Source organism: Sphingobium sp. IP1 (assembly GCF_002708645.1).
In the GTDB taxonomy this organism is placed as follows: Bacteria; Pseudomonadota; Alphaproteobacteria; order Sphingomonadales; family Sphingomonadaceae; genus Sphingobium; species Sphingobium yanoikuyae.
On record NZ_NOIW01000084.1, the window covers coordinates 1 to 23,649 of the forward strand.

The 23,649-nt window shown below is 66.8% G+C and carries 20 protein-coding genes; 10 read left to right on the forward strand and 10 right to left on the reverse strand.

Features of this window, described 5'->3' with window-relative positions; genetic code table 11:
* Positions 1-28 precede the first annotated feature (28 nt).
* The 4 genes from CG471_RS22105 (at position 29) to CG471_RS22120 (ending at position 4,369) form a co-directional block, all read left to right on the forward strand.
* On the forward strand, positions 29-910 hold the full coding sequence (locus tag CG471_RS22105) for a CoA ester lyase (RefSeq protein WP_069335484.1): 882 nt from the start codon (positions 29-31) through the stop codon (positions 908-910).
* The gene (locus CG471_RS22110; protein ID WP_099233770.1) at positions 907-2,154 is read left to right on the forward strand and encodes an acetyl-CoA hydrolase/transferase family protein; all 1,248 of its coding nucleotides are present in this window, start codon (positions 907-909) and stop codon (positions 2,152-2,154) included. The genes CG471_RS22105 and CG471_RS22110 overlap by 4 nt, the downstream gene beginning before the upstream one ends.
* Positions 2,154-2,933 (forward strand): enoyl-CoA hydratase/isomerase family protein, encoded by a 780-nt coding sequence (locus CG471_RS22115; RefSeq protein ID WP_099233771.1) that lies wholly within the window; start codon positions 2,154-2,156, stop codon positions 2,931-2,933. The genes CG471_RS22110 and CG471_RS22115 overlap by 1 nt, the downstream gene beginning before the upstream one ends.
* A 74-nt stretch (positions 2,934-3,007) precedes the next feature.
* Positions 3,008-4,369 carry an SRPBCC family protein gene (locus tag CG471_RS22120; protein WP_099233772.1) on the forward strand — a complete coding sequence of 454 codons (1,362 nt, stop codon included), beginning with the start codon at positions 3,008-3,010 and terminating at the stop codon, positions 4,367-4,369.
* 161 nt (positions 4,370-4,530) lie between these two features.
* Here CG471_RS22120 and CG471_RS22125 read toward each other — a convergent pair whose 3' ends face one another.
* From CG471_RS22125 to CG471_RS22135, 3 genes are all read right to left on the reverse strand, one after another.
* The gene (locus CG471_RS22125; RefSeq protein ID WP_099233773.1) at positions 4,531-5,805 is read right to left on the reverse strand and encodes an amidohydrolase family protein; all 1,275 of its coding nucleotides are present in this window, start codon (positions 5,803-5,805) and stop codon (positions 4,531-4,533) included.
* A complete protein-coding gene (locus tag CG471_RS22130; RefSeq protein ID WP_004209457.1) occupies positions 5,798-6,664 on the reverse strand; it encodes a helix-turn-helix domain-containing protein in 867 nt (288 codons plus the stop codon). Before CG471_RS22130 ends, CG471_RS22125 begins: the two co-directional genes overlap by 8 nt.
* A 77-nt stretch (positions 6,665-6,741) precedes the next feature.
* A complete protein-coding gene (locus CG471_RS22135) occupies positions 6,742-8,313 on the reverse strand; it encodes a class I adenylate-forming enzyme family protein (RefSeq protein WP_099233774.1) in 1,572 nt (523 codons plus the stop codon).
* On the opposite strand from CG471_RS22135, the gene CG471_RS22140 reads away from it, so the two are divergent.
* Entirely contained in the window at positions 8,273-9,334 is a 1,062-nt protein-coding gene (locus CG471_RS22140; RefSeq protein ID WP_257211649.1) for an enoyl-CoA hydratase/isomerase family protein, read from the forward strand. The genes CG471_RS22135 and CG471_RS22140 overlap by 41 nt on opposite strands.
* On the opposite strand, the gene CG471_RS22145 is transcribed toward CG471_RS22140, so the two are convergent.
* The 5 genes from CG471_RS22145 to CG471_RS22165 are packed head-to-tail and all read right to left on the reverse strand — an operon-like array spanning position 9,296 to position 14,901.
* Positions 9,296-10,690 carry an amidohydrolase family protein gene (locus tag CG471_RS22145; RefSeq protein ID WP_099233775.1) on the reverse strand — a complete coding sequence of 465 codons (1,395 nt, stop codon included), beginning with the start codon at positions 10,688-10,690 and terminating at the stop codon, positions 9,296-9,298. The two genes, CG471_RS22140 and CG471_RS22145, sit on opposite strands and share 39 nt — an antisense overlap.
* Positions 10,684-11,838 carry a CoA transferase gene (locus tag CG471_RS22150; protein WP_099233776.1) on the reverse strand — a complete coding sequence of 385 codons (1,155 nt, stop codon included), beginning with the start codon at positions 11,836-11,838 and terminating at the stop codon, positions 10,684-10,686. The genes CG471_RS22145 and CG471_RS22150 overlap by 7 nt, the downstream gene beginning before the upstream one ends.
* Before the next feature lies 1 nt (position 11,839).
* Entirely contained in the window at positions 11,840-13,336 is a 1,497-nt protein-coding gene (locus CG471_RS22155) for a class I adenylate-forming enzyme family protein (protein WP_099233777.1), read from the reverse strand.
* Positions 13,337-13,346: 10 nt separating this feature from the next.
* Complete coding sequence (locus tag CG471_RS22160; protein ID WP_099233778.1) at positions 13,347-13,637, reverse strand: hypothetical protein; 291 nt, start codon at positions 13,635-13,637, stop codon at positions 13,347-13,349.
* 37 nt (positions 13,638-13,674) lie between these two features.
* On the reverse strand, positions 13,675-14,901 hold the full coding sequence (locus tag CG471_RS22165; RefSeq protein ID WP_099233779.1) for a CaiB/BaiF CoA-transferase family protein: 1,227 nt from the start codon (positions 14,899-14,901) through the stop codon (positions 13,675-13,677).
* A 219-nt stretch (positions 14,902-15,120) separates the two neighbouring features.
* On the opposite strand from CG471_RS22165, the gene CG471_RS22170 reads away from it, so the two are divergent.
* Together CG471_RS22170 and CG471_RS22175 are read left to right on the forward strand one after the other, a co-directional pair.
* Complete coding sequence (locus tag CG471_RS22170; RefSeq protein WP_099233780.1) at positions 15,121-15,912, forward strand: SDR family oxidoreductase; 792 nt, start codon at positions 15,121-15,123, stop codon at positions 15,910-15,912.
* Positions 15,913-16,111: 199 nt separating this feature from the next.
* Positions 16,112-16,414, forward strand: a complete 303-nt coding sequence (locus tag CG471_RS22175; protein WP_099233781.1) for a hypothetical protein — start codon at positions 16,112-16,114, stop codon at positions 16,412-16,414.
* 113 nt (positions 16,415-16,527) lie between these two features.
* On the opposite strand, the gene CG471_RS22180 is transcribed toward CG471_RS22175, so the two are convergent.
* The gene (locus CG471_RS22180) at positions 16,528-16,992 is read right to left on the reverse strand and encodes a MarR family winged helix-turn-helix transcriptional regulator (RefSeq protein ID WP_004209468.1); all 465 of its coding nucleotides are present in this window, start codon (positions 16,990-16,992) and stop codon (positions 16,528-16,530) included.
* An 82-nt stretch (positions 16,993-17,074) separates the two neighbouring features.
* Positions 17,075-18,331 (reverse strand): acetyl-CoA C-acetyltransferase, encoded by a 1,257-nt coding sequence (locus CG471_RS22185; RefSeq protein WP_099233782.1) that lies wholly within the window; start codon positions 18,329-18,331, stop codon positions 17,075-17,077.
* 160 nt (positions 18,332-18,491) lie between these two features.
* Here CG471_RS22185 and CG471_RS22190 point away from each other — a divergent pair, with 160 nt between their 5' ends.
* The 3 genes from CG471_RS22190 to CG471_RS22200 all read left to right on the forward strand — a co-directional run bounded on the left by CG471_RS22190 (position 18,492) and on the right by CG471_RS22200 (position 23,541).
* Positions 18,492-20,156: an MFS transporter gene (locus CG471_RS22190; protein WP_099233783.1), complete on the forward strand. Its 1,665-nt coding sequence runs from the start codon at positions 18,492-18,494 to the stop codon at positions 20,154-20,156.
* Positions 20,157-20,288: 132 nt separating this feature from the next.
* Entirely contained in the window at positions 20,289-22,478 is a 2,190-nt protein-coding gene (locus CG471_RS22195; RefSeq protein WP_099233784.1) for a TonB-dependent receptor, read from the forward strand.
* A 25-nt stretch (positions 22,479-22,503) separates the two neighbouring features.
* Positions 22,504-23,541, forward strand: a complete 1,038-nt coding sequence (locus CG471_RS22200; protein ID WP_099233786.1) for a dihydrodipicolinate reductase — start codon at positions 22,504-22,506, stop codon at positions 23,539-23,541.
* Positions 23,542-23,649: the final 108 nt, after the last annotated feature.

The window sequence follows — 23,649 nt, forward strand, 5'->3', positions numbered from 1 at the left end:
CCCAAATCCTATTGAGGCGAGAGACGAGATGACGCTGCCGATCAAGATGCGCTCCTGGCTGTTCGCGCCGGGCGACAGCGAGAAGAAGATGGCCAAGGCGGCGGACAGCGCCGCCGACATCGCGCTGTTCGACCTGGAGGATGCGGTCGCGACCGAGAACAAGCCGCTCGCCCGCCAGATGGTGCATGATTTCCTCGCCGCCAGGCCGGAAGGGCGCGAGCGGCTCTGGGTCCGGGTCAATCCGCTCGATGGCCCCTATACGCTCGATGATCTCGCCGCGATCATGCCGGCGCGGCCGGGCGGCATCATGCTGCCCAAAGTCTATGGCCGGCAGGATGTCGAACGGCTCGACCATTATCTGACCGCGTTCGAGGCGGCGCATGGCATCGAACGGGGATCGACCCCGCTGATCGTGCTGGTCACCGAAACGGCAGAAGCCATGTTCCATACCGGCGATTACAAGGGCGCGCCGCGCGTGGTGGCGCTGACCTGGGGCGCGGAGGATCTGGCCGACTCGATTGGCGCCAGTTCCAACCGCAATGCCGATGGCAGCTATGGCTTCACCTATGAACTGGCGCGCTCCATGTGCCTGCTGGGCGCGGCCACCGCCGGCGTCACCGCGATCGAGACGATCCAGGGCGACTTCCGCGATCTCGACGGGCTGAAGGCGCGGGCCGAGAAGGTGCGGCGCGACGGTTATCGCGGCATGCTGGCGATCCACCCGGCGCAGGTCGATGTCATCAACGCCGCCTTCACCCCGACCGAAGAGGAAATCGCCGAAGCGCAGGCGATCGTCGACATCTTCGCCGCCAATCCCGGCGTCGGCGCGATCGGCTACAAGGGCGGTATGCTCGACCGCCCCTATCTCAGCCGCGCCGAGCAGTTGCTGCGCCAGGCCGGGGCCTCGTGATCGACCTCACCCCCTATCTGCGGCGCGGCGACCGCATCGTCTTTGGCCAGGCCTGCGGCGAGCCGGTCAGCCTGGTCAGCGCGCTGATCGAACAGGGGGGGCATGTCCGCGACCTGTCCGCCTTCATCGCCACCAGCTTTTCAGGCCTGTTCACGCCGGAGAGCGCCGACAGTTTCCGCCTTTCCTCCATCGGCGCGATCGGCGTGCTGCGATCGATGACGAAAGCCGGCAAGCTGCAGGTCATCCCCATCCATGTCAGCCAGGTCGCGCCGATGATCACGGCCGGCATCATCGGCTGCGACGTGGCGATGATCCAGCTCAGCCCGGCCGACGCCGATGGCAATCATAGCTGCGGCCTGATCGGCGACTATGTCCGCGCCGCCGTGGACAAGGCGCGGGTGGTGATCGCGGAGATCAACGAAGCGGTGCCCTATGTGCCGGGCGAGCTGATCCCGGCCTCGGCGATCGACGTCGCCATCCCCGTGTCGCGCCCGCCGGTCGAGGTGGCGCCCGCGACAATCAGCGAGACCGACGAGGCGATCGCCCGCCACTGCGCCGCCTATATCGGCGACGGATCGGTGATCCAGACCGGGGTCGGCGCGGTGCCCGACGCGATATTGCGACTGCTGGGCGACCGGCGCGACCTGGGCGTCCATTCGGGCATGCTGGGCGACGGGCTGGTCGACCTGGCGCAGGCCGGCGTGCTGACCAACGCCCGCAAGGAAATCGACACCGGCATCTCGATCAATGGCGCGCTGATCGGCACCCGCCGCCTCTATGACTGGGCGCACAATAATCCCGCGATCCGCATGTGCGCCACCAGCTACACCCATGATGCCGCCGTGCTGGGGCGCTTATCCCGCCTCGTCACCATCAACAGTGCGCTGGAGGTGGACCTGACCGGCCAGGTCAATGCCGAACAGTCTGGGGCGGCCTATCTGGGCGGCACCGGTGGCCAGGTCGATTTCGTCCGCGCCGGCGCCCGCTCGCCCGGCGGCTGCTCGATCATCGCTTTGTCCGCCTCGGCCAAGGGCGGCAGTTTGAGCAAGATCGTGCCCAGCCTGTCCGGCCCGGTCACCACCGCGCGCAGCGATGTCGACATCATCGTCACCGAACATGGCGCGGCGGAACTGAAAGGGCAGACACTCGCCGAACGCACCCGCCGCCTGATCGCCATCGCCGACCCCGCCTTCCGCGAGGAACTGGAGCGGGCGGCCCATATCATCCAGCAGAGGGGGTATTGATGCCCGAAGCGCAGACCGACGCAGTCCTGTTCGAGGCGCGGCCCGACGGCATCGCCATCCTCACCATCAACCGCCCCGACCAGCGCAATGCCCTGGGTCGCGACGTGCGCGAAGGGCTGCGCGCCGCCTGGCAACGGTTCGAGACTGATCCGGCGCTGCGCGTCGCTATCCTGACCGGCGCGGGGGACAAGGCCTTCTGCGCGGGCGGCGACCTCAAGGAAATGGTCGACACCGGCATGGCCGTGCCGCCGCGCGCCATGTTCCCGCTGCCCTATGACAGTATCGAACTCAGCAAGCCGACGATCGCGGCGGTGAACGGCGTCGCCTTTGCCGGCGGCTGGATGATCGCCCAGGCCTGCGACCTGTGCGTTGCCAGCACGGCCGCGCGCTTCGCCATTACCGAGGTGAAGGTCGGGCGCAGTTCGCCCTGGGCCGCGCCGCTCATTCACATGATCCCGCAGCGGATCATGATGGAGATCATCCTGACCGGAAAGCCGATCACCGCCCAGCGCGCTTACGAGATCGGCCTGGTCAATCGCCTGACCGAGCCGGAGGCGCTGATGCAGGCGGCGCTCGATCTGGCCGCGGAGATTTTGGAGGGTGCGCCCTTGTCGGTGAAGGCCGGGCGCGACACGGTGATGCTGGCGACCGAGATGGGCCGCGCCGCCGCGTTGCAGGCTGCCCGCGCGGCCTCCGAACATACCTATAACAGCCAGGACGCGCAGGAAGGACCGCGCGCCTTTGCCGAAAAACGCACGCCGCAATGGACCGGGCGCTGAGCCCGACTGTCTGAAATCGTCAAGTCCGGGTGACGCGGGCATGGCAAAAGGGTGAAATGGAGAAGGAATAGGCCATGAACGAAATCAGCAGCATCGGCACGCCCGGCGAAGATCTGATCGAGCCGGTCATCGTCCCGGTCGAAGCCTATGTGTCGAAGGACTATGCCCGCGCCGAGCAGGAGCGGCTATGGCGCAAGGTCTGGCTGCAGGCGGCCCGGCTGGAGGATATTCCGAATGTCGGCGATTTCGTCACCTATGACATTCTCGAAGATTCGGTCATCATCATGCGCACCGGGCCGGATGAGCTGAGCGCCTATCATAATGTCTGCCCGCATCGCGGCCGCCGCCTGATCGACACGCCAGCGGACCAGCGCAACGCGCGCGGCAACCGCAAGTCGATCATCTGCGGCTTCCATGGCTGGACCTTCGACCGCCAGGGCCAATGCACCTTCGCCAATCATGCCGATGACTGGCAGGGCAAGCTGACGGCGCAGCGCACCGCGCTCGGCAAGGTCAGCGTCGACACATGGGGCGGCTGGGCCTGGATCAACCTCGATCCCGATTGCGGGCCGCTCGCCGATTATCTGGGCGTGGTGCCCGACATGCTCGATCCCTTCGGCCTCCAGAATATGCGTTATCGCTGGCGCAAATGGATCATCTTCGACTGCAACTGGAAGGTCGCGATGGAGGCGTTCAGCGAGACCTATCATGTCCAGACCACCCATCCCGAATTCAACGCCTTTGGCGAATTTCGCGGCTGGGCGCGCAAACATGGGCTGCACACCAATATCGGCTATGAAGCGCCCAAGAATATGGACGAGAACCAAGCCAAGCTGCGCATCGGTTCAGGCGAAGACCCGCGCCTGTCGACGGCGGAAATGCAGCTCTTCACCTGGGAAAATGCCAATACCAACACCACCATGACTTTGGTCGCCGCCGCCCAGCGGCTTAAGGACGAATTGCCCGAGGGCACGCCTGCGCCACAGGTGCTGCAGCATTGGCTCGCAACCGCGCGCGCCGACGACGAGAAGCGTGGCGTCTTCTGGCCGGTGGTCGAACCCGCCCATACGGCGAAAAGCGGCACCGCCTGGCAGATCTTCCCCAATTTCCAGATCGGCCATGCCGTCAACAACATGCTCTGCTATTCGGCCCGCCCCTATGGCGCGGACCCGGACAAGTGCATTTTCGAGGCGGCGGTCTATGAACTTTTCCCGGAAGCGGAAACGCCCGCCACCGAATGGGAATATACCAGCGCGGAGCAATGGCCGCCGGTGCTGCAGCAGGATTTTACCAATATGCAGGCAGTGCAGCAGGGCATGAAGAATGTCGGCTTCCGCGGCACCCAGCCCAACCCCTATATGGAGCGGGCAGTCGCCAGCCTGCACTATAACCTGTCCCGCTACATGGGGACGGGCGCACCCAAGCCGCTGGACTGACCGACATTGCCGCGCTCATGGCCCTTCGCCGCCATCATCTGTCTGGCGGCGGAGCGCTTTCGCGTCTCCATTTTCACAAATGGCAGTCTTCGACGACTGCCCCCTAATGGAAAGGGGCGCTCCCGGCAGGAGCGCCCCTTTTTCGTTCGGTCTGCTGCCTTTTAGAAGGGCAGCTTGTAGAGGTTCACTGCATTGTCCTGCAGCACCTTCTTCTTCACCGCGAAGTCGTAGCCGCCCAGCACATCCTTGAGATGTTCCTGCACGCCCGGATAGAGCGAGGTCGGATGCGGGAAATCGGTTTCGAACATGACCTTGTCGACGCCGATCGTTTCCAGCAGCAGCTTGGGCGCGACCTTCTCGAACCAGAAGGTGACCCAGAAATGGTCGCGGAAATATTCCCACGGCCGCTTGTTGAGCAGGCCGACCTTGCTCGGCAGCATTTCGTCGAACTGATGCTCCAGCGCCTCGATCGCGAAGGGGACCCAGCCCGCGCCGCTTTCGATCAGGCCGATCTTCAGCTTGGGATGGCGGTCCAGCTGGCCCGACACCATCCAGTTGCCCAGCGTCGCGGCATTGCCGATCGAGAACATGGTCGCGACCACCGACAGCGTCTGTTCAAAGCCGAAGCCGTCCCAGGTCAGCGTATTGGGATCGATCGCCGCATTGAGGTGGAAATTGAGCGGCAGGCCTTCGGCCTCGCACATTTCCAGGAAGGGCGTCCAATAATCATTGAGGAAGCTCGGCACGCCGACGCGTTCGGGCGTGTCGGGCAGCACGAAGCCGCGCAGGCCCATGTCGACGCAGCGCCGCGCTTCGGTCTCCATCGCCTTCTGGTCCCAGAAGGGCAGATGGGCCATGTTGAAGATGCGTTCGCCCGACACCTGCTGATATTCGGCCGATGCGTCATTATACATCTGGATGATCGCGACCGCGAGGTCGGGGTCGCCCAGCGACATCAGCGAACCGGCCTGGGTGACGCCGGAATTCTGGAAGCCGATCTGGGCATAGATGCCCATATCGTCCATCGCCTGCAGCCGTTCCTTGATCAGGTGACCGCCCGGATGCGCCTGCGCCAGCTTGGGGAAGGCAAGGCGGCCGAGCAGCTTGTTATTGTCGGCGCGGATGACGTTGCCGCCCATCGACCCGAAATTGCGGTCGCCCACATACCAGCGTTCGACCCCGTCGGCGTCCTGCTTCACATAGGGCACCTTGGCCTTGTACTTGGCCGGCGCGCGCGAGGTGAAGAGGTCCGGCGCCTCGGTGATATGGGTATCGGTATCGACGATCTTGATGCCGGCCAGCGACGGGTCGAGCCCGCCCGACTGGGTGCTGTAATCGACCTCGCGGATGACGCCGCCTTCGGTATAGCCTTCGGCCGACCAATATTTGCGCGCGGCCTGGGCGTCGGCGACGTCCTTGTCCTTCACATCAGCCATGCTTCACCTCCAGCGCGCCCTGCCAGCTGGCGGATTCGAAGATCGGCTGGACGGAGGCGGCCGGCGACTGTTCCTCGACCGAGCGGCGGACCGCTTCGCTGAGCGTGCGCTGCAGGCCGGCGGCGTCGATCTGGTCGGACGGTTCATAGACGAAGCCGATCGCCAGCGGCTGGCCGTCGGGCATGTGGGGCAGCAGCATGGCGGTGACGTCGGCGATCGAACCGAAGCCGGCAAAGCCGCTGATATGCCCCTCGTCCCGGCAGCGCTGCACCTGGCCGGCGACATCGGCGAAGACGAACTTGCGCTCCTGCGGCGCTTCGGCATTGAGGCGGCGGATCAGGCCGTCGCGGCGCGGCTGCTGCACGGTCGACAGCATCAGCAGACCGGCGGCGGAGTCGGTCAGCCGTTCCTGGCGGCCACCGGCCAGGCCGTTATTGGCCGAGGTGCGCAGCGCCTTCTTGCCGGCGCGCCAGTGAACGATCTGGATGTTGAGGCCGACCATGCCGAACACGGCAATGCCAAGGCCGGTCTGGGCCGACAGGCGATCGATCAGGCCGTTGAGGACGCCATCGCGTACCATGCGCGGCTGGATCGCGGCACCCAGCATCGCGGCGCGCGGGGTCGGCGAATAGGCGCGCGAACCGGGATCTTTGTGGAGCAGGCCCAAGTCGACCAGGCTCGACAGCAATTCGGACGTGCTCGACTGCGGGCGGTCGAAGCGGCGGACAATGTCCATCACCGTCGCCTGCGGATGATCCTCGTCGAAAAATTCCAGGACCTCGACCACGCGCTTGGCGATCTTCGCCTTGTTGGACTCGGTCTTGGCTACCCTCGGCTTATGGGACTCGATCAGAGCCATGGTTCCTCTCCTTCGTTATTGAACATGGTTGTTCACTAACGCCGGGAGGCTGTCAACAAAAAATGAGATGCCCTCGTTTATGTGATATTCTCTGTCTCATTCTCCGTTTCCGGCGACATATTCGCAAACAGCGCCTGAAGTGCGCGGCGGTCGGTCTTGAGCGATGGGGTGCGCGGTAAGTCGCTGACGAACAGCCATTTTACCGGAACATGGGTGGCAGGGAGATGCTGGCGCACATGCGTTTCCAATGCTGCGACGGCGGGTGCAGCAAAATCGGCGCGCAGCCGGATGGCGGCGGCCGGCACTTGCCCCAGCCGGTGATCCGCCATGCCTGTCACCGCCGCTTCGGCGACGGCGGGGTGCAGCATCAGCGCGCGTTCGATCGATTCGGGCAGCAATTTGAAGCCGCCGCGGATGATCGCCCCGTCGGCCCGGCCGCGCAGGAACAGGAAATCATCGGCATCGATCAGGGCGATGTCGGACGTGCGAATCCAGTCCGGGCCGATTCGCGGTGCAATGACTTCCAACAGACCTTCACTGTTGGGCGGCAACGGGATGCCGCTGTCTGGATCGACGATGCGTAGCTCAACACCCGGCATGGCGCGGCCAACCGACCCGATTTTGTGGGTGCCCCATTCGGCATGGAGCGCGGCGGTCATCGATGCCACCGGACCGGCGAACTCGGTGGCGCCATAGGAGAGCAGGATGGGAATGCCGTAGCGCGCCTCGAACGCCTGCTGCACGCTGGGATCGAGCGGCGCCGCGCCGCAGCCGATCGCGCGCAGGGAGGCGAGGTCTTCGACCGCTATGTCGGCGTCCAGCACCGCCTGCACGCTGGCCGGCGGCAGGCCGCCATGGCTGGGCCGCCAGCGCCGCACATGGGCATGCCAGGCGCTGAGCGAGAAGCGCTCCAGCAGCTCGACCCGCTGCCCGCGCAGCAGCATCGGCAGGGTCGAATAGAGGCCGGTGATGTTGCCGAGCGGAAAATAGAGGAGGAAGGGCGGTGCGGCCTGGGGATCATCCGCCTGCTGCCGGGTCAGCGGTGTCGAGAGGAAATGCCGTTCCAGCAGGGCGTAGGGCACGGCGAAGCTTTTCGGCGGGCCGGTGGTGCCGCTGGTCAAAATCTCGATCTGTGGCGCGGCGGGGCCGTGGCGCTGCTGAACTTCTGGCGCGGCATGTTCATGACCCGGCGGCGCAGCCGCAGTCATGCCGTCGATCGCGACCGCCACGATGCCTTCGGCGGCCAGCACCGCGCGAATCTCCGGCCCGATATCCTCGGCAAAGGCGACCAGCGCGGCGGGCGCCATGCGCGCCAGATCGCGGGCGATGGCGGCGTCCGACTGAAAGGCATAGATCATGCGGATCGTCCGCCCCTGCGCGATCAGGCCCAGCAGCGCGGCGAGCGCTGCCGGCCGATTGCGCGCGACAAACGCGATCGGGGCGTCCGGGGCAATGCCGCTCGCATCCAGTGCCGCATCGATCTCTTCGGCTACCGCGCACAGCGTTCCCCAAGCGATCCATTCGCCCTCATAAAGGATCGCTGCCTGATCGGCCGGCCGTTGCAGGGCGGCGGCGGCGAGCGCGCGCAGACTGGGATGATCCGTCTCCATGGCGCGATATTGCGGCAGGGCGCGGCGCTGGTCAGCCATTGTCCGCAACGCCGTGGCGATCAGTGCTGCGTCCGCCTTTGCCGCGCTTCGGCCCGGTCCTACCCTGCCACCCATGCCCGGCCCTGCCGCCCTGATCGACCCCGATGGCCTGACCCTTCCCTGGACCGGGGATGCGCAGCCCTATGGGCTGGTCGATCTCGATCGGGCGCCGCGCAGCGATGCGCCGTTGCACCTGCCGCCCTTTCCCCTGTTGGGGATCGGTGACCCGACCCATCCGCTCGCGCGCCGGCTCGACGCGCTGGTCGAATTGCCGGTCTCGCTCGGTGCGATCACCCAGCAGATCATGGCCCAGCCCGAAGCGGCGCGCGTGCTGGTGCAATTGTTGCGGCTGATCGACAGGCTGGCCCCCGCCCAGGCGCTGGTCGCGGAATCGCTCGCTTATGGTGTGCTTCAGGGCAGCGCCGGCCACGCCCGCTGGCTCGCCACGCAAGTCCCCGCGCCGGTGCAGTCGCCCGGCACGATCAAGGTGGATCGGGAGGGCGACCGGCTGGCGATCCTGATCGATCGACCCGATGCTCATAACGCCATCGACCGCGATCTGCGCGACGGGCTGCGCGCGGCGTTCGACGTTGCTGCGCTTGATCCCGATATCAGCCATGTCAGCCTGCGCGGCGCGGGGCGCAGCTTCTGCACCGGCGCGGACCTCGGCGAATTTGGCACTACGCGCGATCCGGCCGCCGCCCATGATATAAGGATGCAGACGCTGCCGGCCCATGCACTGCTGGGCTGCGCCGATCGGCTGTCGGTCCATGTCCAGGGCGGCTGCGTCGGATCGGGCCTGGAAATGGCGGCCTTTGCCGGGCACATCACAGCCAGCGCAGACGCCTGGTTCCATCTGCCCGAACTGGCGATGGGGATCATCCCCGGCGCTGGCGGCTGCGTCTCGCTCAGCCGGCGGATCGGGCGTCAGCGCGCGGCGCTGATGATTCTGTCGGGCAAGCGGATCAATGCCCGCACGGCGCTAGGCTGGGGTCTGGTCGACACAATCATGGACGATTGATCCACCGATCCACGTCATTGCCACATCCTGTGCCAGCAAGCGCTCCCGCGCCTGCGCCCATGGGCGATCGAGCAGGCACAGGTCGGCCGGCGCGCCGACGGCGACGACACGCTGCTGGCGCAGGTCCAGCGGATCGGCGAGATAGAGCGCCAGCGCCGCCTCGGGTGTCAGCGCCTCGTCCTGCCCGATGACCGCGCCACTCTCCGTCCTGCGCGACACCGCCGCGCGCATCGCCGCCCAGGGATCGGCGACGCCATAGGGCGCGTCGCTGCCCGCCGCCAGCACCAGCCCGGCGCGGGCAAAAGCGCCCAGCCGATAGAGCAAGGGTCGCTCGCGCGGTTCGACATCGCGCAGATACTGGTCGCCGCGCTCGGCGATGAAATGCGGCTGGCTCACCACCTGCACGCCGAGGTCGACCATCTGCTCCAGCAGCGCATCGGGGGTGATGCCGGCATGTTCGATCCGGTCGCTCGGCCGCGCGCCGGCCTGTGCCAGCGCGGCGAGGGTGAAGACCAGTTCGGTCTCGGTCGTGCAATGGCTGGCGATCGCCCGACCCTGATCATGCGCGGCGCGCAGGAAGGCGACGCACTGGTCGAAGTCGGGCAGGGCATTTTCATGCAGATGCAGCTTGGCCGGGCCGACCGTGATGCCCGGCGGCGACGGCGCATCCCCCAGCGCCAGCGTGCCGGCGGCAACCAGATGCTGCGGCAGGCGGCCGGCTGCACGTTCGGCAGCGAACCAGGCAAGGCCCGCGCCGTCATTGCCGGGCGACATGTCGGTAACGCCGGTGATGCCATGGCGTGCCAGTTCGGTCCCCACCGCATCCAGCGCCGGCGGCGTGCCGCCCAGTACCCGGCGCAGCCAGCCATCCTCGTCGAACAGCCGTCCGGTCCAGCGCCCGTCGATCCGCTCCAGCCCCGGTGGCGGCGCATCCAGTTCGAGCAGCAGGTCGAGCGCCCGGCTGTTGAGCAGCCACATGCGCCCCGATCGATGCTGGATGCGCACCGGCCGTTCCGCCTGCCACCGGTCGATCGCCCGCGCATCGGGCAGGCCGGCGACGCTTTCATGATAGCCGATGCCGCGCAGCCAGCCCTCGCCCGGCCGTGCCAGCGCGGCGGCCAGATCGGCTTCGCTGGTCACGGCCGGCGGCCCGCAGGGCAGCGAGGCGCGGGCGACGGCATAGGCCGCAAGATGGATATGATGGTCGTGCAGGCCGGGCAGCAGGGCGCCGCCGCGTGCGTCGATCACCGCTTCGCCGGGCAGGGGCGCAAGCGCGCCGATTGCCGCAATCCGCCCCTCGGCGATGCGCAGGTCGGGGCGGCCCTTGCCCCATGGTTCGGCATCGCGGATCAGCATAGCCAGGCCCCATTATCCTGTCCCAGCGCCCCGACCGGTCCCGTGGTTCGCTGCGCAACGGCGGGGAAGGGGGCGCCCTCGGCCGCGGCCCAGCGTTGCAGCGTCGCGGTGAAGCCCGCTGCGTCGCGCGCCCGTTCCCAGTCGATTGCCTCGGCCACCACGGCGCTCATCGACAGCAGCAGATGCGCGCCGGTGCCGCTATGCCACTGTGCCAATGCCTGCCGCGTAGCATGGAGCCCGGTCAGCGGGTCGGCGCAGGCATCGCCGCCAAAGCCGATCCGCCCGCTCGCCTGTCGCAGCACAGCGCTCAGTCCCCCGGCGACGCTGCAATCATCGCCAAAGCCGATCCAATGGGCGGCGTCTCCCTCCGCGCCATGGCCGGTGATCGTCACCCAGACCAGCCCCGGCACGTCGCGCACCAGCGCATCGGCATCGATCCCCAGTTGCGCCAGCGCACGCGGCCGGGCGGCGGCGATCACCATGTCGGCGCGATGGATCAGCGCGATCAGGGCTGCGCGGTCGTCCGCATCGCGCAGGTCGAGCGCGACATTGGCCTTGTGCTGGTTCAGCCGCGCGAACAGCAGCGGATCGCCCGCGCGCATCCGGTCGGGCCGGTTGCGGCTCTCCACCTTGATCACTTGCGCGCCCGCCAGCCCCAGCAGATGCCCGGCCAGCGGCCCGGCCCAGAGCGCCGACAGGTCGATCACCAGTGGCGGCCCATCGCGCGTCGGCCGCGCACCTCCTGTCACCATCAGGCGGCAGGTGGGGCTGGCCGGCACCTCGTCGATTGCCGCGATCGCAAGGCCCAGTTGCCGCCCCTGTGTCACGATCGAGGACGCCTGCGTCGACGCAAAGGCTGTGACAATATCGCTGTCACTTTCGATGCCGACATCGCCGAACAGCGCCGGCATCAAGTCCCGGTCGTCGGCCCGTGCCAGGGTCAGCGCGACCTGCCCGTCGATCACGTCGTAGAGCCGGCATCCCCCACCGGCCGAGCGCCGGCCCGGTATCGAAAAACCATTCAACGCCGCCCGCTCGCCCAGCAGTTGCGCGCCGCTCAAACCCGCCAGCGCCGGCGTTCCCGCCATCGCCCGGATCGCCTCCAGTTGCATCTCGGCCCAGCCGGCAAGCGGCAGGGCGAGAGCCATGTCAGGCTGCGAACAGCTTCTTGATTTCCCGGCGGAGGAGCTTGCCCATTTCATTATAGGGCAGGCTCTTAGCAAAGAGCACGCGCTCGGGCACTCGCGAAGAACGCAGCCGGGCACGGATGACCTGCTTCAGTTCCTCGTCGGCCGGCGCTTCATGCCCGTCGCGCACGACCACGATCAGGCCGACCGCCTCGCCCCATTCGGCCGAGGGGATGGCGACCGCCGCCGCTTCGGCGATGGCGGGCAGGGCCAGCATCACATCCTCGATCTCGCCGGGCGAGATATTCTCGCCGCCGCGCACGATCACGTCGTCGGCACGGCCCGACAGGAACAGATAGCCCTCCGCATCGATATAGCCGGCGTCGCGGGTCGGGAACCAGCCATCGGCGTCGAGCGCGCTGCGCTCACGATATTCGCCCGACACCTGGTCGCCGCGGACATAGATTTCACCCGGCTCGCCCGCAGGCAGGCAGCGGCCTTCCTCGTCGCGAATCTCGATCTCGACCGTCGGCAGCGGCCGGCCGACCGAGGCCAGCCGGGCGCGGGCGGCGGGATCGGTCGCGACATGGGCGGCGCGATGCTCGTCCGGCCCCAGCAAGGCGACGGTCGAGCTGGTCTCGGTCAGGCCATAGGCGTTGGTGAAGCCGGTATCGGGAAACAGGTCGAGCGCGCGCTGGATCAGCTCCAGCGGCATCTTGCCGCCGCCATAGGCGACCGCGCGCAGATTGCTGAGGTCGGGCTGATTGCCCTTGTCCACCGTCTCGATGATGCGCGACAACATGGTCGGCACGACGAAGGCATTGCTTGCCCGCTCGCCCGCCGCCAGGTCCAGCCAGGCGGCCGGATCGAATGCCGGCAGCAGTAGGATGCGGCGCAGCGCATAGATGGAACTGAGCAGGGCGGCGATGCCGGCGATATGATAGGGTGGCACGCTGACCAGCGCGGCATCCTCTTCCGGCGCGGCGCCAAACTCGACCGTGCCCAATATATAGGACACCAGATTGGCGTGGCGCAGGATGGCTGCCTTGGGTGCGGCGGTGGTGCCGCTGGTGAAGAGCTGGATGGCGACGCCATCGCCCTCGTCCGCCTCGGTCGGTGCATCGGCTGCAGCGTCCAGCGCGGCCGCAACGAAATCGGCGCGCGCCAGCACCTTGTTGTCGGCCGAGGGACAGAGCCGCTCCACCCGCGCGACATCGCCGACGATCAGCGCCGGGGTGATCCGCTGCAACAGCGCGGCCAGGTCCGCGTCGGCCAGCCGATAGTTGAGCGGCACATAGGGCACGCCGGCGATCGCCGCGCCGAACAGCGCCATCGCCGCCGCCTCGCTGCTTTCGTCCAGCAGCGCGACATGGCTGCAGCCACTGTCCCGGATCAGCGCGGCGGCGCCGCGCGCGCCAGCCAGCAGCCGGGCATAGCTCCAGCGCTGGCCGTCACAGACCAGGCCGATGCGGTCGGGCGCGGCATCAGCCGCCATTTCGAGGAACAGGGCGATGTTCATGGGATGGGCGTCAGTCCGAAGCGGGCAGGGGCTTGGCGTCCTTGGGGCTCAGTGCCACGCCGTCGACCGACAGCGAACCCTTGCCCGGCTTGACGCACAGCAGCTCGAAACTGCCGGCCGGATCGACATAGCGCTTGCCCATCAGCGTGCCGGCGCTGAAATCGGCGGCGGGCGTGCCGACCGTCTCCGGCCTGGTTTCGCCCATGGCGCTGCCGCCGCATTCGATCGTGCCGGTGCCGGCACGGATCACCATCACTTCGGTGTCGCACACCGCGCTCTTCAGTTTCGTACCCGGTTTCATATCATTCCTGCCTTCCAGCCCCCCGACGTCCGCCCCTTCAGGCGATAGCGCCGCTGGCCTTCCATTGTTCAATCTGGTCCCACTCGACGCCCAGTTCCATCAGCACCAGCTCGGTATGTTCGGATGCCTGGGGCGACCGGGTCGTCTGCACCGGCTGGCCGTCAAACTGCACCGGACCGCGCACCAGCCGCAGCGGCGCGCCGCCATCGGCGCCCTCGACCTCGATGATCATGTCGTTGGCGATCGCCTGCTCGTCGGTCAGCAGATCCTTGAAGCTCTGGATCGGTGCCCATTGCCCCTTCATCGTCTTCAGATGCTCGCGCCAATAGGCGAAGGGCTTCGCCCCGAAAGCCTTGACCAATATGTCGCTGGCCGCGCCGGCATTGTCGATCAGCGACAGCACATCCTTGAAGCGCGGATCGTCGGCCGCCTCGGGCACGCCGACATGGGCGAAGGTGTCGGCGATCAGGCCGGTGGGGCTGACCATGCACAGGTTGATCGTGCCGCCGTCCGAGGTGCGGAAATTGCCCATGAAGGGGTTGCGCAGCGACCCGCCGGACGACGGCATGCCGTTGCGGGTGAGGATGTCGGTCTCCATCACCTGTGCGATCAGCGCGCCCGACGCCCACCAGGCGCTCGACAGCAGCGAGACGTCCAGCTCGACCGCCTCGCCGGTCTTTTCGCGGTGGAACAGCGCGCCGGAAATGCCGCCGGCAATGAACATGCCGCCGATGGAATCGCCAAAGGCGGGGATGCCCTGGGTCAGAGGGCCGGGCAGTTCCTCGGGCGTCATCGCATGGGCGACGCCGCTGCGCGACCAGAAGCAGGTGCCGTCGAAGCCGCCCACCTCGCGCTCGGGGCCCTTGTTGCCCAGCGCGCTGCCACGGGCATAGATGATGTTGGGATTGACCGCGCGGATATGCTCGATGTCGAACTTGTTCTTCTGCCGCACCTGGGGAAGATAGTTGGTGAGGAACACGTCGGCGCTCTTGGCCAGCTCATAGAGCACGGCCTGGCCCTCTTCGGTGGACAGGTCGATGCCGACGCTGCGCTTGCCGCGATTGGGATGCTCGAACAAGGTGTGGCGCAGCGGATCGAGCTGGACCCCGCCCATGTTCAGGAACCCGCGCTGCGTGTCACCGCGCACCGGATGCTCGATCTTGATGACGTCCGCGCCCCAGTCGGCCAGGATCGCGCCGGCAGCCGGCACATAGGTGAACTGCGCCACTTCCAGAACGCGCACCCCCTTCATCACCTGGGTCATAAAATCAGCCATCCCCTCATTCGCCGCATGATGCGACCTGTTGGGGAAAGGGTAGAAGCTGCGCTGGTCGCCGCAAGTCCGGCGGGCCTGCTATCGCTATCGCGATGCGCCCCGGCCCCCTAGCGCCGCAGCGATATTGCCGGCGTCGGCGGGGTCATGGGTTGAGCCGCCTTGTTGCTGTGCCATAGCCGGTCCGAAAACAGATGTGGGAGACATGCCATGAAACTCGACTCTTCCCTGTCCGCGGTCGTGACCGGCGGCGCGTCGGGCCTGGGGCTGGCGACGGTGCGGGCGCTGCGCGAAGCCGGCGTGAAGGTCGCGATCTTCGATATCAACGAGGATAGCGGCCAGGCGATCGCGGCGGAGGTCGGCGCGACTTTCTGCAAGGTCGACATCATGTCGGAAGACAGCGTGCTCGCCGGTTTTGAGGCGGCGCGGGCGGCGCAGGGGCAGGAACGCATCCTGGTCCATTGCGCGGTCGTGTCGAAGGGCGGCAAGACCGTGTCGAAGGACAAGGAGACCGGCGGTTTCAAGCGCATGTCGACGCAGGATTATGCGATTTCGGCCGAGGGCGTGCTGGTCGCCAGCTATCGCATCGCCTCGATCGCGGCGCTCGGCATGGCCGCGCTCGACCCGCTGGAGGATGGCGAGCGGGGCAGCATCCTCCTGACCTCCAGTGCTGCGGCGCAGGATGGCCAGGTCGGCCAGGTCGCCTATGGCTCGCTGAAAGCCGGGGTCAACGGCATGGTGCTGCCGATGGCGCGCGACCTGATGGAGCTGGGGATTCGCGTCAATGCGATCATGCCGGGTATCTTTGCGACGCCGCCGATGCTGCGCTTCAAGGATATGAATCCGGGCATGTACGAAAGCCTGAACAACAGCGTGCCCTTCCCCAAGCGCCTTGGAAAGCCCGAGGAATTTGCCGGGCTGGCGCTGGAGATCACGCGCAACAGCTACATCAACGCCCAGCTGTTCCGCATCGACGGCGCGATTCGCTTTCCGCCGCGCTGAATCTCCGGGGCTGCGTCCATGGCACGAAGAGGTCGCGTTCCATATGGACGCGGCCTTTTGTCTGCCCGCTCAAGCCGCTGTTCGCACATGCAAAAATAAATACTAAGCTAGGTTGACATTATCGCCAACAATAGCTAACCTAGCTTAGTGTTAAGGGGATATATCTCCCCGACCGGTTTTTAGTTGAAGAGGTTGTGCCATGACTCGTTTCGCCAAGATCGCCCTGTCGCTCTCCCTCGCCGCTGCCGCCCTGCCGCAGGTCGCTGCCGCTGGCGAAGCCGTTCAGATCAGCGCGGCCACTGCCGCCGCCGACTACAAGGGCAAGATGCTCTACACCGCCGGCGGCGATCGTCTGGCCGCCATCTATCGCGTCGCGGCCGACGGCAACGCCCAGATCATCCTCAACGGCAAGATGGTGAACGTGCCGGCGTCCAGCCTGACCGCCGCCGACGGCAAGCTGACCACCAGCCTGTCGAAGAAGGATCTGCTGACCGCGCACTAAGAGATCGCCGGGCGCGGCCTCCCCTGCGCCGGCCGATAGCGAATGGGCCGCTCCTTGCCGGAGCGGCCCTTTTTTATGTCCGGGAAAGGGGGACGCCTGGGCGCCGGCGGCCTTCAGGGCTTGACGATATTTTCCGAAATCGTGTCGAGCAGGCTGTTGAGGCGCTTCAAATCCTCGGCCGAGAAGCCGGCAAAGGCGACCTCCTCATTCTCCTGCGCTATGCCCGACAGCTGCATGGTGATCGCCTGGCCGCGCTCGGTCAGAAACACGGCATGGGCGCGCCGATCGTCATCCTTCTGCCGCCGCTCCAGCAGGCCGTCGGCACAGAGCCGGTCGATCAGCCGCCCGGCCGATGCCTCGGCCATTTCCAGCAGGTTGGCGATATGGCGCTGGGTCGTGCCGGGATAGCGCGCGACCGCCGCGATCACCGTCCATTGCGAGCGGGTGACGCCCAGCCGCACCACGCTCTGGTCGAAATGCGCGCGCAACTGACGCGCGATGATCGTCAGCTTCATCGTCGCGTTGCGCATCAGCGCCGGCGGGTTGTCGGCGAGTGTCTTGTCCTGCAGGCTTTCCATTGTTCGCGCAGCATAGCGCCATCGCGGCGAAACGAAAGCAGCCTCCTCCTGTTCGGCGCAGCGCGGCGGCCGGACGATCCGATCAGACACGTTCGATGATGATCGCGGGCGCCATGCCCCCGGCCGCGCACATGGTGATCAGGGCATAGCGGCCGCCGCTGCGCTCCAGCTCGTCGAGCGCGGTGCCGATCAGCACCGCCCCGGTCGCGCCGATCGGGTGGCCGAGCGCAATCGCGCCACCATTGGGATTGAGCTTGGCCCGGTCGACGCCCAGATCGCGGATGAACTTCTCCGTCACCACGGCAAAGGCTTCATTGACCTCGAACACATCGATGTCGGCCACGGTCAGCCCGGCCTTGGCCAGCACCTTGCGCGCGGCCGGAACCGGGGCATTCAGCATCAGCGTCGGATCGTCGCCGACATTGGCGGTCGCGACGATCCGCGCGCGGGGCTTGAGCCCATGGGCGTCGGCATAGGCTTTCGATGCGAGCAGGATCGCGGCGGCGCCATCGACCACGCCCGACGAGGTGCCGGCATGGTGCAGCGGCTCGATCGCCAGATCGGGATATTTCTGGTTGATGAGCTGGCGGAAGGTCGGCCCATCCTGGCGCGAGGGCATGTCCATGAACGCGGCAAAGGCGGGTTTCAGCCCGGCAAGCTGCTCGGCGGTGGTGTCGGGGCGGGGATATTCCTCATGGTCCAGCACGACGCTGCCATCCTCGTCATGCACCGGCACGGTCGACTTGGCGAAGCGGCCTTCCTTGAGCGCAATGCCTGCCCTGCGCTGGCTTTCGGCGCCAAAGGCATCCAGATCTTCGCGCGTGATGCCCTCCATCGCGGCGATCGCGTCGGCGGCGACGCCCTGGTTCGACTGGGGATGCTTGTCCTGCAAGCGCATATTGCCGGTGCCAAGCCCGCCGGGCGCCTTCACGCCGGCCTCGCGCAGCGACTGGCCGTACCAGGTGACATAGGACATCATCTCGGTGCCGCCGGCGATCACCAGATCTTCCATGCCCGACATGATCTGCGCCGCGGCCAGGTTGGTGGCGGTCAGGCCGCTGCCGCAGAAGCGATCCAGCGTCACGCCCGAAGCCTTGACGTCATAGCCCGCATCGAGCGCCGCCATCCGGCCAAGGTCGCCGCCCTGCAGCCCCATTTGCGCGCTGGTGCCCCAGATGATGTCGTCGACATCGGCGGTGTCGAGGTTGTTGCGATCCTTCAGTGCCTTCAGCACCGCCACCGCAATATGCTGCGGGTGCATGTGCGACAGCGCGCCCTTGCCCATCTTGCCGATGCTGCGCGGGGTGCGGACGGCATCAATGATATAGGCGTCGGTCAAGCATCTTCTCCCGGTCTCTTTTCCCGCAGGCGCGGCTCTCGCATCCTATCGCATGGAAGCGGGATGGCCCCCAATCGCACCGGCGATTGATCGCGCGCCGATTGGCCTGCGCCGCCCGGCTGGTGCAGGCTGGACGGGCAGATGATGAGGAGGGAGACGGATGGCGCAAGGCGAAGTCGCGCAGGCGACGGGCGGCAGCTTCGCGCCGCTGCGCGAACCGGTGTTCCGCCGCATCTGGACCGCCAGCCTTCTCTCCAATTTCGGCCAGTTGATCCTGGGCGTTGGCGCGGCATGGGAAATGACGCGGATGAGTGCGTCGCCCAGCATGGTCGCGCTGGTCCAGACCGCGATGATGCTGCCGCTGATGCTGGTGACATTGCCCGCCGGCGCCTTTGCCGACATGTTCGACCGCCGGCGGATCGCGATGAGCGGCCTCGCTTTCTCCATGGCCTGCGCCGCGCTGCTGACCTTCCTGGCCTGGACGGGGCATAGTTCGCCCTGGATGCTGCTTGCCTTCTGTTCGCTGATCGGCGCCGGCGTCGCGCTCTATTCGCCGGCCTGGCAGGCGTCGATCAGCGAACAGGTCGGGCCGCGCCTGCTGCCTGCGGCGGTGGCGCTCGGCACGATCAGCTATAATGTCGCGCGCAGCTTCGGCCCGGCGCTGGGTGGCATCATCGTGCTGGCGGCCGGTGCCCATGCCGCCTTTGCGATCAACGCCATCTGCTATCTGCCGCTGTTCCTCGCCTTCTTCGCCTGGCAGCGACGTCATGTCCCTGCGCGCCTGCCGCCCGAACAATTCCACCGGGCGATGGTGTCGGGCATGCGCTATGCGCTGCATGCCGGGGCGATCCGCACGGTGCTGCTGCGCGCCTTCCTGTTCGGGCTGGCCGGGGCGTCGGCGTCCGCGCTGGCCCCGCTGGTGGCAAAGGACCTGCTGGGCGGCGATGCCAGCGTCTATGGCCTGTTGCTGGGCGCCAGCGGGGTGGGGGCCGTGCTGGGGGCGCTGCTGGTCGGGCCGTGCCGCGATCGGTTCGGAACGCAGCGGACCACCGCCGTGCTGGCGCTGGTCAGCGGCATCGCGCTGGCGCTGGTCGGGGTCAGCCGCCATGTGCCGCTCACCTGCCTGGCGTTGCTGGTTGCGGGCGGCGCCAATATCCTGACCATCGCCCTGTTCAACGTGTCGGTGCAGCTGTCGGCGCCGCGCTGGGTCACGGCGCGGGCCTTGTCGCTTTTCTCCTCGGCGCTGACCGGCGGCATCGCGATTGGCGCGCTGCTTTGGGGGCTGGTGGCGCAAAGCTGGTCGGTCGACATCGCCCTCTATGGATCGGGACTGGCACTGGCCATTCTGCCGCTCGTGGGCTGGCTGTTGCCGCTGCCCGAAACCAGCGAGGCGGATGTCGAGCCCTTCGTCATCGCGGGCGAACCGGAAGTCGGCATGGCGCTCACCCGGCGTTCTGGCCCGGTCATCATCGAGATCGACTATGATGTCGATCCCGACCAGGCGCGCGATTTCTATGCGGCGATGGTGGAGGTGCAGCGCACCCGCATGCGCAATGGCGGCTTCAACTGGTCGATCGCGCGCGACATCGCCAATCCCGCGCTGTGGACCGAGCGCTATCAATGCCCGACCTGGGGCGATTATCTCCATATGCGCGATCGTTTCACCCAGGCCGACAAGCTGGCGCAGCAGGTGGCGCGCGCCTTCGACCGCAAGGCTGGCGAGGTGCGGGTGCGGCGGCGGCTGGAGCGGCCGTTCGGATCGGTCCGCTGGCGCGCGGACTCGCCCGATCCGCGACAGGATACGATCGGATATCTTGGCCCCTGAACCGTGCGCGGCAACGCCGAGGCGATGAGTCAGCCGCCGGCCGCTTATCTGCGCGCGAGACCGCGGTTCTCGGCCTTATCATGCCGCCCATAGGGAAGGCCGGACCACCGGCACCGATCATGGGAGGCAAGGATGATCCATCGGAAGACGCTTATTCGTTCGTCGGGCATTGGCGCGGCCATGCTGCTGGCCACCGTGTCGCAACTGGCCGTCGCGCAGGAGGCGGCGCCGCCGCCGGCCCAGAATGACCAGGATCTGATCATCGTCACTGCCCAGCGCCGCGCTGAATTGTCGCGCGACGTGCCGATCAGCATCACCACCGTCACCCAGGATCAGCTGACCAGCGCCGGCGCCAGCCAGCTCACCGACATTGCCACCGTCACCCCGGCGCTGCGCTTCGACAGCGCCGCCGCCTTCGTCCAGCCGACCATTCGCGGTGTCGGCACGGCGGTCGCCAGCTCGGGCGGCGGCGCCAATGTCGGCATCTATGTCGACGGCTTCTATTCGCCCAACCCGCTGGCCGCCGATTTCCAGCTGATGAGCCTGAAAAGCGTGCAGGTGCTGAAAGGACCGCAGGGCACCCTGTTCGGTCGCAACACCACCGGCGGCGCGATCCTGCTGACCACGGCCGATCCCAGCAGCGACGGCGCGGGCGAGTTCAAGGTCAGCTATGGCCGCTTCAACAGCCTGGCGGTGCAGGGCTATGCCACCTTCGGCGTGGTCCAGGATGTGGCGATGGATGTCGAGGCACTGTTCCGGCGCGGCAACGGTTTCGTCCACAATATCACCACCGGCAGCGACCGGGACGGGCGCTACAGCAACTGGTCGGTGCGAACCGGGATCAAGGCGGACCTCAGCGATTCCGTGTCGCTGCTGCTGCGCTACACCCATAGCGACACCGACGATCCGACCCTGCTCAACACCAATGTCTATGTCGGCGACGATATTGGCGGCGCGGGCACCAACCTGCCGCCCAGCCTCTACGCGACCAAACATGATGACGTGGCGACCGGCGGCCCGACCGAATTCCTGTCGAATAATGATGTGATCCAGGGCACGCTGAAGGCGGACCTGGGCTTTGCCGACCTCACCTCCTACACCCAGTATCGCGACGAAAATTCGCTGATCGTCGAGGATCTGGACAGCACGGCGGCGAATATCTTCCTGCTGCATATTCCGGTACGCAGCCAGACCGTCTCGCAGGAATTGCTGCTGACCTCGAAGGCGGGCGGGCCGCTGCAATGGACCGCCGGCCTCTTCTACTTCAACAACAAGGACCGATGGGGCACGCGCGTCGGCACGCCGACCGCCGGCGATCCGCTCGCCAGCATTGCGCTGGGCGGTTCGGGCACGAACAGCAAATCCTATGCGGCCTTTGCCGACCTCACCTATGCCTTCACGCCCGACCTGTTCCTGACGGTGGGCGGGCGGTACAGCCACGACAGGATCGGCGACGCCTATTATATCATCCCCTTCTCCGGCGTGCGCACCTATGTGCCGGACCTCAAGGGCAACAAGTTCACGCCGCGCGCGGTGCTGCGCTACAAGCCCAGCGAGGAATCGAGCGTCTACGCCTCCTACAGCAAGGGCTATAAGTCGGGCATTCTCGACGTCGGCGGCAATACCGGCAACAAGGTCGCGCCGGAGGATATCGACGCCTTTGAAGCGGGCTTCAAATATGATGATCGCCGCCTGTCGGTCGATCTGTCGGCCTATTATTATGATTACAAGAATCTGCAGGTGTCGCTCTATCGCGGCAACCCGCCCTCGGCCCAGATCATCAACGCCGCCTCGTCGGAAATCTATGGTCTGGAAGGCCAGCTCTCCTATCGGCTGACCGACCGGTTCCAGTTCAATGTCGGCGCCGCCTATACCCATGCGCGCTACACCAATTTCGAGGATGCGCCGATTTATACGCGCTGCACCCTCGCCAGTTGCGCGGCGCAGGGGATCAGCTTCGTCGTCGTGCCGACCCAGCTCAACGATGTGCATATGCAGCGCACGCCCGACTTCACCGGCAATGTCGGCGCGCGCTACACGCTGGACCTGGCGGGCGGTTCGCTCGCCCTGTCGGGCAATCTCTATTACACCTCGAAGTTCTATTTCGGCCCGTCCGGCACCCAGTTCGCGCAGAAGGGCTATGAGGTGCTGGCGCTGCGCGCGGAATGGACCGACGCCAGCGACCGTTTCTCGCTGGCCGTCTTCGGCGACAATGTCACCGACAGCCGTTACCGCACCCAGGTGCTCAGCAATAATTTCGGCATCGGCAATGTCTGGAGCGCGCCCGCGACCTGGGGCGTTCAGGCCGGCGTCAAATTCTGATCGGGCGGCAAGGGAGAGGATGGCGATGGGCAAGCATTATCGGGTGATCCAGTGGGCCACCGGCAATATCGGCGGCCGCGCCCTGCGCGCGGTGATCGAGCATCCGGGGCTGGACCTGGCCGGCCTGTGGGTCAGTTCGGCGGCGAAAGCGGGGCAGGATGCCGGCACGCTTGCCGGCGTCGCGCCGCAGGGCATCACTGCCACCAGCGATGTCGACGCACTGGTCGCGACGCCGGCCGATTGCGTCCTCTACATGCGGCAGGGGACCGATATCGACGAACTGTGCCGGCTGCTGGCATCGGGCAAGAATGTCGTCACCACGCGCGGCGATTTCCACCACCCCGCCTCCATGGACCTGGATGTCCGCGTCCGGATCGAGGCCGCCTGCCAGGCCGGCAACAGCTCGATCTACAGCACCGGCTCCAGCCCCGGCTTCGTGACCGAGGCGCTGACCATTCCCTTGCTCTCGCTCTCGCGCCGGCACGACTGCCTGACGATCGACGAGTTTGCCGACATGGAAAGCCGGGATTCGCCCGATTTGCTGTTCAACATCATGGGCTATGGCGTCGCGCCGACCGCCTTCGATCAGCGCAAGGTCGATTATGTGAAGCATGATTTCGCTGGCTCGCTCGCCCAGCTGGCCGACGCCGCCGGCATTGCGGTCGATCGGTGGGAGGCGTTTGGCGAAATGGCGGCGGCGACCCGCGACGTGGCGATCGCGGCCGGCACGATCGCCGCCGGCACGGTCGGCGCCCAGCGCATCACCATATCGGGGATGCAGGGCGACAAGGCCGTGCTGCGCTTTCGCGCCAACTGGTATTGCACCCGCGACATCGACCGGCCGGACTGGGAATTGCGCGAGTCCGGCTGGCGTATCCGGGTGGAGGGCGACACGCCGCTCGACGTCCACATCAGCTTCCCGGTCGCGCCGGAGGATTATGCCGCCTTCACCCCGGGCCTGACCGCCCATCGCGCGGTGAATGCGATTCCGGCGGTCTGCGATGCGCCGCCGGGCATCCGCACCACCGCCGACCTGCCGCAGATCATCGCGCAACTGGGATGAGCATGGACAGGATCGACTTTACCGGCCGCACCATCCTCATCACCGGGGCGGGCGGGGGCCTGGGCCGCGCCTATGCGCGCGACATCGCCGCGCGGGGTGGCGCCGTCA